The 12,707-nt window shown below is 47.3% G+C and carries 11 protein-coding genes; 3 read left to right on the forward strand and 8 right to left on the reverse strand.

What is annotated here, in order from left to right; genetic code table 11:
• Positions 1 to 368 precede the first annotated feature (368 nt).
• Positions 369 to 2,492 (reverse strand): ShlB/FhaC/HecB family hemolysin secretion/activation protein, encoded by a 2,124-nt coding sequence (locus AACV78_RS09630; RefSeq protein WP_194074402.1) that lies wholly within the window; start codon positions 2,490 to 2,492, stop codon positions 369 to 371.
• A gap of 48 nt (positions 2,493 to 2,540) precedes the next feature.
• Between AACV78_RS09630 and AACV78_RS09635 the strand changes: the two genes are divergently transcribed.
• Entirely contained in the window at positions 2,541 to 2,738 is a 198-nt protein-coding gene (locus AACV78_RS09635) for a hypothetical protein (RefSeq protein ID WP_194012699.1), read from the forward strand.
• 307 nt (positions 2,739 to 3,045) lie between these two features.
• On the opposite strand, the gene AACV78_RS09640 is transcribed toward AACV78_RS09635, so the two are convergent.
• The 7 genes from AACV78_RS09640 to AACV78_RS09670 form a co-directional block, all read right to left on the reverse strand.
• Positions 3,046 to 4,050 carry a protochlorophyllide reductase gene (locus AACV78_RS09640; RefSeq protein WP_194012724.1) on the reverse strand — a complete coding sequence of 335 codons (1,005 nt, stop codon included), beginning with the start codon at positions 4,048 to 4,050 and terminating at the stop codon, positions 3,046 to 3,048.
• A gap of 260 nt (positions 4,051 to 4,310) precedes the next feature.
• Positions 4,311 to 5,429: an alkene reductase gene (locus AACV78_RS09645; protein WP_194012723.1), complete on the reverse strand. Its 1,119-nt coding sequence runs from the start codon at positions 5,427 to 5,429 to the stop codon at positions 4,311 to 4,313.
• 302 nt (positions 5,430 to 5,731) lie between these two features.
• The gene (locus tag AACV78_RS09650) at positions 5,732 to 6,295 is read right to left on the reverse strand and encodes a Uma2 family endonuclease (RefSeq protein ID WP_194012722.1); all 564 of its coding nucleotides are present in this window, start codon (positions 6,293 to 6,295) and stop codon (positions 5,732 to 5,734) included.
• A gap of 81 nt (positions 6,296 to 6,376) precedes the next feature.
• A complete protein-coding gene (locus tag AACV78_RS09655) occupies positions 6,377 to 6,709 on the reverse strand; it encodes a transposase (protein ID WP_228042671.1) in 333 nt (110 codons plus the stop codon).
• Positions 6,687 to 6,926: a transposase gene (locus tag AACV78_RS09660; protein ID WP_228052149.1), complete on the reverse strand. Its 240-nt coding sequence runs from the start codon at positions 6,924 to 6,926 to the stop codon at positions 6,687 to 6,689. The genes AACV78_RS09655 and AACV78_RS09660 overlap by 23 nt, the downstream gene beginning before the upstream one ends.
• Positions 6,838 to 7,575 (reverse strand): RNA-guided endonuclease InsQ/TnpB family protein, encoded by a 738-nt coding sequence (locus tag AACV78_RS09665; RefSeq protein ID WP_228042672.1) that lies wholly within the window; start codon positions 7,573 to 7,575, stop codon positions 6,838 to 6,840. The genes AACV78_RS09660 and AACV78_RS09665 overlap by 89 nt, the downstream gene beginning before the upstream one ends.
• A 151-nt stretch (positions 7,576 to 7,726) precedes the next feature.
• The gene (locus tag AACV78_RS09670) at positions 7,727 to 9,370 is read right to left on the reverse strand and encodes an RluA family pseudouridine synthase (protein WP_194012721.1); all 1,644 of its coding nucleotides are present in this window, start codon (positions 9,368 to 9,370) and stop codon (positions 7,727 to 7,729) included.
• Between the two features lie 256 nt (positions 9,371 to 9,626).
• On the opposite strand from AACV78_RS09670, the gene AACV78_RS09675 reads away from it, so the two are divergent.
• Both AACV78_RS09675 and AACV78_RS09680 read left to right on the forward strand, forming a co-directional pair.
• Positions 9,627 to 11,309, forward strand: coding sequence for a tetratricopeptide repeat protein (locus tag AACV78_RS09675; RefSeq protein WP_194012720.1), 1,683 nt, complete (start codon positions 9,627 to 9,629; stop codon positions 11,307 to 11,309).
• Between the two features lie 616 nt (positions 11,310 to 11,925).
• Positions 11,926 to 12,537 carry a hypothetical protein gene (locus tag AACV78_RS09680; RefSeq protein ID WP_194012719.1) on the forward strand — a complete coding sequence of 204 codons (612 nt, stop codon included), beginning with the start codon at positions 11,926 to 11,928 and terminating at the stop codon, positions 12,535 to 12,537.
• Positions 12,538 to 12,707 lie beyond the last annotated feature (170 nt).

The following is a 12,707-nucleotide window of genomic DNA, read 5'->3' on the forward strand; positions in this document are numbered from 1 at the left end:
CAGTATAGTAATACCATTTCTCTAAAATCATGCAATACTCTTTGACCCCCCCTAGCCCCCCCTTGTAAAGGGTGGGGGACAAGAATACTGTTGCATTATTTTTTGCAATTGGTATAAATTCACTGTGGACAGTTAATTGTTAACAGTTAACATCATGTATGAGTGCAACCGGAATTGATATCATTTTTGAATCATTTTTTATGATAGTGCTGTTCCCGTTTCCGAAACAATAAGACAAGCCCTATTGTGTCAACATATTAGACTTAAATTTCACCAATCGCCAACCAACAAACAATATTGAAATTATCTGCGTACATCTGCGTGCATCTACCTGACATTTGCGGTTGACAGATTGCTCGATTTTATAGCTAGAAAGCAAAATAATTAATCCGAAAGTAGATGCCTTTTTCCTGCAAAGTTCGATCGCCCGTTAGCGAAGCCCTCGAAGAGGATCGAGCATTAATCAAAGGAATACCGTAATCCAGACGCACATTCAGCCGATCGCCCATTTGCCAAACCAGCCCCAAACCCGCACCCAACAGCGTGTCAGACTCAGGATTAGCTTTTTCCCCCGAATGGTTCCAGCCTACCCCAAAATCGATAAACGGAGCCACCTGCAACAATCCTTTAACTTTCGGCGCGCGCCAAACAGGGATTCGCACTTCTGCAGATGCGATCGCACCGCTATCAGTTAACAGCAAATCTTGGCGGTATCCGCGCACGCTTTGAACGCCGCCGATCCCGATTTGTTCGAGAGAAAGCAGCGGGCGATCGGCTAATTGAATGTCGGAACGCACTATCAGTAAGGTTTCCGGCGCTAAGAGCCGCACGTACTGCGCTTGTCCGCGCCACGCCAGAAAGTGGCTGTCAGGGCCGCTATTGTTCTCAGTAGCGCCGAACAAATTGCTACCGACGGAAAACTGCGATCGCGCCGCGATCACTTGTCGGGTATTTCGCTGCACGTATTCTTGAAAAAACCGCACCGCCGAAACCCGCGTTTCCCCGCGATCGTTTGCTCCCGCCGACAGCGCAAATGGTTCCCCCAACAGGAATGTATCGCTTTCTTGCCGCGATAAACTTACTCCCAAAGCTAAAGTGCGATCGGGCTTTTCGACAATCGGCTGGCGGTAAGTTAACTCGTAAGTGCGCGATTTACCCTCAATTTCTGCCGCAGCAAAGGGTTCCTCGATCACGTTGGTGTTCGCAGCACCCGCAGCAAACCGAATTGTGCCGTTGCGCGCGTTGACGGGAACTGTGTAGCTACCGTTAAATTCGTTGCTGCCGTCGGTGTTAGCGTAGGATACCTCCAATCCGTCGCCCAAACCGAGCAAATTTGCTTGATTGACGCGCACGCCGCGCCGAAAACTGCCCACGCTGGGCGATCGGTTGTTGTCTGCGAACACTTCGCCGCTGAGGCTGTCTGCTTCTTTAATCCGCACTTCCAACCTGCTGTTTTCCGGGCGGCTTCCGGCTTGCAATTCGGCGGAAATATTGGCAATTAAGGGGTCTAGTTGCAGCATTTGCAAGGCTTCCAGCAGCCGATATCGATTGAGCGGCCGAATGGTGGCGCGTTCGAGGCGCGATCGCACGTAACTTGAATTCAAGCGCCTGTTTCCCGCGATCGCAATTTCATCTAACCCGCCTTCGACAATCCGAATTTTTACCGCGCCTCCTTCCCTGGGAAAGCTTTGGTTGGCGGGAATTACAGCCCCGGAATTGATGTATCCGGCTGCTACGTATTTTTGAGTGACGGCTGCTTCCGCTGCGATCAGTTCGGCAAAGGTGATTTCGCGCCCCGCAAATTGCTGCGTAACTTCTGCCAGTTCGCGATCGCTAAAAGCCGTGTTGCCCTCAAATTCAAAGCGCTCCACCCGAATTGTACCCGGAATCCCCGGTCTGGTGTCGCCGGGAGCAGGTGTTGCTGGGGTTGGCTGGAGGGGAGAGGGCGGAGGCGGTTCGGGGGCGATTGGTGCGGGAAATTCCGGCTCTCTGGGTTGAATTGGGTTGGGAAGTTGGCTGATATTGTTATCAGAATTGTCTGTACCCGCGATCGCGACAAAACTCGGTTCTAATTCCGATGTCACCGGATTGGAAATTAGTTGCGAATCTCGATCGCCCTCCAAACCAATTTTTTGGGCGCTAATACTTTCTTCTAGCGGTTTACCTGAGTTAGAAAGCGCGGTTTCTTGAGTTGTGGCGATCGAGGTGCGATCGGCCCAATTGGCAACTTCTGACTGTAAATCGGGATTTTCTGCAGGTATAATTGGTGGCAAAGCCGATCGATCTGATGCTGGGGCGAGCAAGTCTTCGCGAGTGTCAAGATTATCAGTGCTTCGCTCGTGTCGATCGCGACCGCTACTGACTGCGGTCAAATCCTCAACATGGGAGGTAAAAATTGCAACATTGCTAGCGGATGTTTTCGCTGGCTTTCCCAACCAAACTAAGCCAAAAATTCCAGCGATTAAAAAAAGTTTTTGCGATCGACAAGCCATAGGATCTAATTATCTCGAATAATTGGGTGAAAATCTTTTCAGGAACCCGTGCACCCTAAACTTAAAATTAATCTTAACCGCAAAAAAGCCAACAGTTTCGCAACGGCCAAAAACCAAAAAATCGCTCCGGTGTTCGTCCCCCAAAACTTACGCATCAACCGGATGTTGATCCGCAACAATATCTCGACATTCGATCGCCAACGGTATAAAAAATCGATTTATTCGATCGCCCAACCTGCGCTTTGAGGTTCATGGGGCGATCGTACCAATAGCAGGAAACCGGGTTTTTCCTACGTTCACTTCGTCACAGCCCGCAGACAAAGTAAAAAACCCGGTTTCTGAGATTGTGGTGCACAAACTATCAACTACATCATGTCAAGTCGCTGACAAAAACAGTTTGCAGTGCAAACGACCGTCCGTTTTCCCAGTTAGTAGTGCAAACACGATATTATGCCATTTTTCTAAAGATTTGCTATGGATGAAGTCTTAGCCCCCCCGAAATCGCGGGGGGGTTGGGGGGGGTAATATCTAGCGCTACTTTATGAAATTGGTATTATGCCGATCGACCAGCAGTAGCAGCACCCATTGGAGCCCCGTCAGTCAAACCCACCAACCGAGCGCTCAACTCCCACATCCGCTCGCCTTTCTCATCATCCCGCGCCTGCGGAGAAACCTTCTGCACAAAAGATTTGCCATCTTTTTTCTGGCGGTTTCCCCAACTCCAATAAGCGCCAGATTGCTTGTATTCGGGATCTGCAACCACCATCGCCAGCCTTTCCCCCGCCAACTCCTGCGACACGTAACCCCCGGTAATATTCTTTTGAAACAGCGGGAAAAGCTTCTGAAACAAAGGATAGTGATTGCGGAACAGCGGCGTATCCGCAACGCATCCGGGATAAAGCGAAGTGAAATTAATCCCCGTAGATTCGTGAAAGCGGCGGTGCAATTCCCGCATCGTCAGCACGTTGCAAACTTTGCTATCTTTGTAAGCCTTGACCGGTTCAAACTTCTTGCCGTCAGCCATCGAAACCGGGTCTTTAAAACCCGCTTCAAAGCCCTCAAAATTTCCCAAATCCGGGCGCGGCGGAATCTTGCCGCCCAACTCGTCTGGATTGTGAGTCACAGTTCCCAAAATCACGATTCTCGCATCGTTATAGTAGGAAGGCTTCATATTTTCCATCATCAGGTTGCACAGCAAGAAATGACCGAGGTGATTTGTAGTCATCGTCAACTCGTAACCCTCCTGAGTCCGCAGCGGTGCCTTAATCAAAGGCATATAAATTGCCGCGTTGCACACCAAAGCATCGAGAGGCCTGCCGCTGGCCTTGAATTCCCTAGCAAACCGGCGCACGCTTTCCAAATCTCCCAAGTCAATTTGCATGATGGAGAAACTGCCTTGAGGTATGCCCAAATCTTGGGCTGCGTCTCCGGCTTTCCGCACGTCGCGACAGGCCATGACTACGTGCCATCCTTTGTCTGCAAGGGCTTTCGCGCCGTACAAGCCGACGCCGGAGGATGCGCCGGTGATGATAACTGTTGACTTGTGATTTTGTGCCATTTTCTTAAAAGCGCTTCCGCTATTGATTATTTTCAGGATCTCAAAAGCTGAGCTCGTAGCTCTAATTTTTTGAAGTACCCTATGGTTATTAGGATATGGGGAAACGTTCTCGATCTCAACCGGCGATGAAAATTAAATATCGCTCCAACTCCCACTCCTACTTTCGGTGAATCAACCATAAATCCTGTTGGGGCGAGTTCACCATTATCCATGATTCACATACTCGGTATTGATAAACCCGCCCCAACCAACCAACTCAACTAAGAAATAGCTTGAGATTCCTGATAAGTCGGGAAATCGATATAACCTTCAGGCCCAAAAGAATACCACACCCCCACTTCAGCAGGCGGATTGAGCGGCCAACCATTAGCGAAACGCTCTACCAAATCTGGATTGCTGATAAAATCGCGACCAAAAGCAATTAAATCCGCCACTTTGCTGCTCAAAGCCTTTTCAGCCTGTTCTTGAGTGTATCCGCAGTTACCAATCAGCGGCCCGGCAAACACATCGCGAAACTCTCCTATCATCATCGGCGTTCCCAATTCGTGAAAGCCAAATGCCAGACCGTCCACCAAGTGAAGGTAAGCTAAATCACAGGCATTTAACTGCTTTGCGAAATACAGAAAATCTTCTCGATATTCTGGAGAACCCATGTCATTGAAATTACCGTTGGGAGACAGCCTAACTCCCACTCGGTTGGCCGGAAATACTGTGATAATCGCCTCTACAATTTCTTTAAGAAAACGGTAGCGATTTTCGACTGTCCCACCATAGGAATCAGTGCGGTGATTGGTTCTGGTTTGCAGAAATGTGTCAATGAGATAGCCGTTTGCCGCGTGAATTTCTACACCGTCAAAACCTGCCATTTTTGCCCGTTCCGCCGCCTTGCGATAATCTTCTACAACTAGGGAGATTTCATCGGTTTCTAGAGCGCGGGGGGTTTGGTAGGGTTGTTTTCCCGCAGGAGTATGAATGCCTTCTCCGTTGATTTTGACGGCAGATGCTGCAACTGGCAATTGATTGTTTTCGTGAAAACTGCTGTGGGAAGCTCGCCCGCAGTGCCAAAGCTGCATGAAAATCGGCGTTTCGCGGGCATGAACTGCATTCACAATTTGTTTCCAAGCTTCGCCTTGCTCGTCTGAATAAATACCGGGCGTATTCAGCCAACCGTTAGCTTGAGTAGAAACCACCGTAGCTTCTGTAATGATTAAACCAGCGGAGGCTCGCTGAGTGTAATACTCTGCCATTAAGGCGTTGGGCATCCGCGATTCACCGGCTCTGCTCCGCGTCAGGGGTGCCATGACTACCCGATTTTTTAAGGGTAAATCTCCGATTTTGAAGGGACTTAGTAGGAGTGGAGAGGTTGTTTGAGTGGTCATAATTTTGATATTTACTCAACTGAAGAATCTGAAAAATTTGAGTTCGATCGCTTCTCAAGATAACTCAAACCGGACTTGCGAACAAATCTTTGTCAGCATATCTCTATATGGTGTCCGCACGCGCGATCCAATGTTATTTACTCGTTCCCAGGAAGAGCCTGGTAATGCAGATAGGCGAGGAAGAGCCTCAATCTTCCATTTTTCCCAGCGAGGCAGAGCAAGAATGATCTCGTTTCCCAGGAAGAGCCTGGGAACCAGTTATAACCAGTTATACCAGTTATTTAATACTGCCAAATTTTTAGTTACTCTAACAGCCAATTAAATAAACCTTTAACTGTAAGGTTGAATTCTCGGGCAAATTCTGGCACTGGTAACAGTACATCGCCTTCATCATAAAATGCTGTTGGTCGATCGCGCAAATAAACAAATACACATTGCTCAGATGGGTCAATCAGCCAACCCATCTGCGTTCCGTGCCTCAAGCAATGCAGAATATTTTTCGTTACTTTAGTTTGGCTTTGGTCGGGCGAAAGAATTTCGATCGTCCAATCTGGCGCAATTGCAAAAACATTAGCCACTTCACCATTTTCCTTGCGAGGAATCCTGTTCCACAGGAATACCGAAACACCGGGTACGATCGATCGCCCGCCAAAAGTGCAGCGGAGTTCACAGAAAGCTCGTGCAATCTTCTTGGATCTTACAACCGAGTTGATTGCAGGGGACAATTCAGTCTGAAGAGCACTGTGTTCTCCTTGTGGCATTGGTTTTTGGACGATCCGTCCATTAATGTATTCGCTGGCGGGTTCCGTCTCCGGCAGTTGCAGAAACTCTTCTAGGGTAAAGTTTTTAGTGGGAGTCTGTACCATTTTAAGGTTTCCTGAACAGAGGCGAGTTGAGATTCCTATGCTTTTGACACTCCCCTGCCTAAAGGCGAGGGGATTCTTGGATCAACCAGTCGATTTGCTCGTTGATGTCACCACCAGCGAGTAGAGGTCGGTCTGTCCCCCAGCGTTAATTCCGGTGTGCCCCACCGTATTTAAATTGATTTTTGCACGGGCTTTCAAACCCTTTGCTAAAATATTTCTTCCAGCGTTGTGGTCGCGATCTAGTATCGTTCCGCAACCGCAAATATGCGTTCGGGTTGATAAAGTTTTCTTAACAAGATTGCCACAGTTTGAGCATTCCTGAGATGTGTATTGTGGCGGAACAGCGATAACTGTTTTGCTGTACACTTTTCCAAAATACTCCAAATAATGATCAAGTCTGCGACCACGCAGCATCACTAATCGACTTAGCGAGTTTATGGTTTTTAACCATGTTACGCACTTGAAGGTCTTCGTAGGCTACAAAATCGTTAGATTTCACTACGCACAACGCCGTCTTAATGGCGAAGTCTTTGCGCTGCCGACTAACCTTTAGATGTTTTCTTCCTAACTTGTCGATCGCCTTTTTCCGGCTTTTGGAGCCTTTCTTTTTCCGAGAAACTCGCTTCTGCAATCTCAGAGAGAGCTTTTTCGCTTTTGCGAAGATACCGAGGATTAGGAACTGTTTCGCCGTCGCTGTCAGTATAGAAGTGGTTTAATCCAACATCTATGCCGATAGTTTTGCCAGTAGAAACGGGTTCCTCTTTTCGTTCGACGTTGATGCAGAATTGGGCATAATAGCCGTCGGCACGACGCACTACCCTAATTCGCTTAATCTCCGTAGGTGCCGAGAAATGCAAGTCCCGACTACCAATTAACTTAAATTTTCCAGCAGCAAAACCATCCTTAAATGTTAGGTATCTTTTGTCGCTAGAAAGCGCCCAGCCGGATTGTTTGTACTCGACGGAACGAGTGTACTTCTTGAACTGTGGGTAGCCCTTTTTTCCGGGCTTCTTGGCTTTGCAATTGGCGAAGAAACGTTGGATAGCAAAAATAGCACGTTGGGCCGAAGCTTGACGTGCCGTTGAGTTAAGCTTGCCTGCCCATTCAAACTCTTTCGCTACAACGGCGCATTGTTTGTACAGGTCTACTAACTTAATTTTTTGGTTGTCTATCCAATGTCTAAGAGTTTTGTTTCTGACAAATTGAGCCGTCCGAATCATGTCGTCGATGATTCGATATTGCTCCGTTTTGCCCTTCAATTTAAACTCTAAAACTATCATTGGAATAGTTTATCAGTTTTGCTAAAACTTTTACTTATAAGTCTGTATATTTAACAAGTCTTCACACTTCTTGTAATTAAAGCCGTCCTATAAGGACGGGGCTTTAGACCCAATTTTTTGGTAATTCTACAGATATCGATCGCCCGCGTGTTCAAAATGGAGTCGCCGCCTGTAAGTGCAGCCATTCTCCCGACTGCGGGTGCTCGAAGCAAAGTTCCCGCGCGTGCAAGTGCAATCGACTCGCAGCAGCCCGACATCCGTAAAGTCGATCGCCCAAAATCGGTATTCCCAACCCTCCAACATCCGCTGCATGAACCCGCAACTGATGCGTGCGCCCCGTCAGCGGCAAAAACTCGACGCGAGTATGATTTCCCTCCCTCGCCATTACCTGAAAGCCAGTAACGCTGGGCTTTCCGCACTCCCAATTAACTTGTTGGCAAGGGCGATTTTCGGGATCGCCCCAAAGTGGAAGTTCGATCGTCCCGGCATCAATTTTTACAGTCCCAGAAAGCACCGCTTCATAAACTTTGCGAACTTGTTTGTCAGCAAATTGACCGCTCAATTTGCTGTGGGTTTCTTTGTCGCGCGCTAGCAGCAAAATACCCGATGTTTCTAAATCCAATCGGTGAACATTCCTCAAATTCAAGCCATCGTAAAAATAGTTTTGTAAGCGGCTTTGAACGCTATCTTGAGTGTCGAAATATCGACCGGGAACTGATAGCAATCCGGCGGGCTTGTTGACAGCAATTAACCAGTCGTCTTGATAAATAATCGGTAATCTTGATTTATTTTCACCCAATCCAGAAAGCAAAAAACCCATCAGCGGCTGACACCGATCGCCACAAGCACCATAAAATTCCCCTTGAATCTTATCCCCCGATGGTGGCCCCCACCAAAACTCTGCCATTGCTAGGGGTTTTAAATTATTTGCAGCAGCATAGTGCAGCAATTTGGGCGCGCAACAATCGCCCGTTCCCGTGGGAATAGCACCCGCAGGCATCAATTGCAAGAGCGATCGCGATTTACCCAAAAAATTAACCAGCGTATAGGCCGCGTGCATCTGCGCCTGAAGTTCGCGGGAAAGTTCTTTTCGCTGCTTTTTCAGCGCCCGCATCCGCTCGTCGGCAGCTTCAATTAAGAGTTTTAGCGGCTGCAATGTTTCATCCCGCCGCCGTTTCAATTGCCGGCGTTCAATTTTCTCCAAACGGCTGGCTTGATTCAATTGTTCGAGGGCAATTGAGAGTGCTTCTGATGCGAGAGTTTGAGACAGTAATTGGCGTTTTTGTTCTCGCTGTTGCTTGCCGTTTCGGTGCTGTTCGTTCAAAAATTGCAATTGCAATTCAAACTCGCTCAATAAAGCTTGATACTCTTGTCGCTGCGGCAGTTGATTCAGTGCAATCAGTTCCTGTTTCATCGCCTCCAATTGAGTTAAGGCGCGCGCTTCCTCTCCTTGAACTCGCGATCGTCCCGGAATCGGCGGCACCCAGCCCTCAACAACGCTGCAACCGTTCAGCAGCCCGGAAAATGCTTTGAGTATTCCCTGTTCCCCCGAAGCCATCTCCACCAGCAATATGCCGTACATCTTGCCCTCGCGATCGAAGCAATCGTCCGCAGCCAGGTACTGCATCAAACCCCTGGCGAGCTCCTCTGACATTCGAGTGCGCGGGAGTCTCAGCAGTTCGCCGCTTTGAGGACAATTACCTTCGTACCAATAATTGCAGGAAAGGTCGATCGACCTTGAATTGCGATCGGTAAAGCAGTCCGCAAAATCTAAAAGTCTGTGTACAGTTAGCATATTAAATTTATTTTGAAATCAGGATGACGAGATATTTGTTTGTTTCCCGACTGCATTTTACAGCCGAATACTGAAAGCGGGAACTGTGCATAATTTTATACATATAGATTTAAGTTGCTCTCAAGTAAATATAATTTGTGGCAGAAGACCTGATATGCTAAATTGGTTTCAAAACCGCAGCGAGTTAAGAACAGCATAAGTTAATATATAAGACCGCAAGCTTGTCAACCCACTAAATTTTTTATATGTAAGGCGTATGCCAGACCTCTCGACTTCAGCCACGGAAAACTCCTCAAACCCCCAACCAGCTCTGCTGCCACCGATTTTAAGAATTGTGGCAGCATTTCCAGATTACGATCGGGGCAATAGATTGTACGCATCGGGAAGGTACGAAGCGGCAATCATTTGCTATGGAAAAGCGGTGCAAATTAAGCCGGACTGGGCCCGGGCGTGGCTGAATCTGGGCAAAGCTTACAAGCAACTGCACTCCTACGCAGAAACAGTGGCCTGTTGCGATCGAGCTATAGCAATTAATCCAGAAGAATATTGGGCTTGGATGCTGCGCGGGAGCGCACAGTTAAATTTACAGAATTACTCAGAAGCGATCGCGGCTTTCGACAAAGCAATTGAAATCAATCCAGAAAAGCACGAAGCTTGGTATCAGCAAGGCAGAGTTTTAGAGGAATTGCAGGAGTGGGATAAAGCAGCAAGCTGTTACAAAAAAGCCACGCAAATTCACCCAAATTTGCCCGCGATGTGGTGCCGGCAAGGCAACGTATTGCTGCAAGCAGAGCGCTACGCTGAAGCCGTGGCGGCCTACGAGCGATCGCTCAAACTCGTCTCGACTAATGCAGAAGCTTGGCTGAACCGAGGTTTGGCTCTGATGAAGGCCGAGCGCTACGCCGAAGCTGTAACTTCTTACGATCGCACCATTCAACTACAACCACAAAATAGTCTGGCTTGGTTCAATCGGGGTATTGCTTCAGCAAAACTGCACAAATACGGAGAAGCAGTCACAGCTTACGATCGCGTGCTGCAACTGCAACCCAACGATTGCGAAGCTTGGTTTTATAAAGGAATGGCGCTCAAACACCAGTGGCGCGATGGCGCAATTGCTTGTTTCGATCGCGCAATTGAAATTAATTCTTTTTATCCAGAAGTATGGATCGGGCGCGGTCAAACCCTGTCAGAATCGAGAGATTATGAAGAGGCGATCGCTGCTTTTGACAGAGCAATTCAAATTAATCCAAACTTCCCCGAAGCTTGGCTGGGTAGAGGCATCGCCCTAGCAGAATTGGAACGCTACAAAGATGCAATAATTGCTTATAGCAATGCCCTACAAATTGAAGGAAATTTTTTAGAAGCTTGGAATTTCCGAGGCGAAGCTCTAGAAAACTTGCAACAGTACGAAGAAGCGATCGCCTGTTATGACAAAGTAATTTCTCTGAGTTCAGAAACAGAAATTACATCAAAAGTAGGATTGCAGCAAGGCGCGGCCCTGGAAAAATTGCAGCGTTACGAAGAAGCTGTCGCAGCTTACAACCGCGTAATTAAAATCGTGCCCGACAATTTTGAAGCTTGGTTGAAACGCGGCAATGCTCTATCAACTTTGCAGCAATACGAACAAGCTCTAGCATCCTACGATCGAGCAATTACTATCTGGCCCGACAGCTATCAAGGCTGGGTGCAGCGAGGTTTGCTGCTAGGGAAAATGCAGCGCTATTCCGAATCGCTCGTCGCTTTTGACCAAGTGATTCAACTCAAGCCGGATAACTGGGAAGCTTGGGCACAGCGGGGCGACGTTTTGCAAAAATTGCAGCGCACTCAAGATGCCATGAACTCTTACGGAGTCGCCCTAGAAATCAAACCCGATTATTACGAAGCTCTAGTCAGTCGAGAAGAATTAAGGCTGAAGGACGCAATCACAGGAAAATGGTAATGGAGATGTTGAAACAAGCAGGAAAAAGCAAGGGAGACGTGCAATTTTCTGTGAAAACAAACTCAGGAATTTTTAACAGCAAAAGTATCTTTGTCGAAGATTCAAAATGCTTTTAAAATTCACAGATATTGGAAAAAGTCAGTCAATTTTAGATCCTTCGACTTCGCCCTAAAAGTTTGAAATTGACTGTGCAGATTAAGGCGTGCAGAATTAATTACACTTGCATTACTGCATAATATCATCTCCGGTCGATTACCATAACAAAAACATTCCGCACGCGCGATCTAATTTTATTGAATTTATATCGTTTCCAGTTGGATCGGAATGATATTAATCGATCGCACGCGAGAGCAAACTAATTCAAACAAAATAACTTAAGTTTTTCTACATTATAGTTATTTTCACGAACAGCAACAATTAAACATAAAAAAATTAGGTTAGGAAAATTTTCATAGTTTTGATTGCTTAAAAATACCAGTAAGCTCAGCCACATCTGCAGAATGTGGGTTACAATAGCGGCAAAAGTGATATTGTTCACAAAAAAAAGAATCTTTAGTGAAAATTAGCCGATCGAATCAGCCATACCAGCAAATGTATTGATTTTGCCCGAATAAAGATGTCTAACGTCTACAGCACGGCTCAACTCATTAAAATCCTCGAAGAAGAGCGCCAAGCCTGCTTGCACGGGCGACGTCTCAACTTGACTGAAACTCCTGCTACAGGGAATCCGGTGATCGATCGTTTTCTCAAATCTGAGGGCGTTCAAAAGTTCACTGCTTATCAAAATTTTAAGGCCGCAGTGCACGAATACCAGCGGGAACATCAAGTTTCTGGGATTGTCTGGCGGGAAATGACGGTTAAAGGCAAGACTCTGCGCTATCCGGCGGTGGATGACGAGTTGATAGCTTTACCGGTTGATTTGATTACTCTGACAGCAGCTAAGATTGCGATGTTGGAATTCTGGCAGCAGGTAACTGCGGGGATGGATTTGTATTTGAGTATTAACAGCGGGAAGGATTTTCGATCGATCGAGCCGGTGGATGTAGAGGCTCTAGCCCAGCGCACAGAATGGGCCAGTCTCTCGAAGTGGGAAAAGTTGGATTTTCTCGAAATTTTGTTGCAGTTGGGCTGGGGGAAGCCGGAGGAAGCCTATTATAAGCGGGGATGGCCGACTTCGGGCAGCGAGTACATTCACGCAGTCAAACCGGGGCAGCGGCCGATTTGTTAATTAGTCAGTTGTTAGTTGTCAGTTGTCAGTTGTCAGTTGTCAGTTGATAGTTGTCAGTTGATAGTTGTCAGTTGATAGTTGATATGGCAATCCTTGCAGGAGTCGTAAACTTTTTACCCCACCCCAGCCCTCCCCTTACTAAGGGGAGGGAGTAAGACATTCACACATGA

It is taken from the genome of Tychonema sp. LEGE 07196 (genome assembly GCF_963890365.1).
Classification (GTDB): domain Bacteria; phylum Cyanobacteriota; class Cyanobacteriia; order Cyanobacteriales; family Microcoleaceae; genus Microcoleus.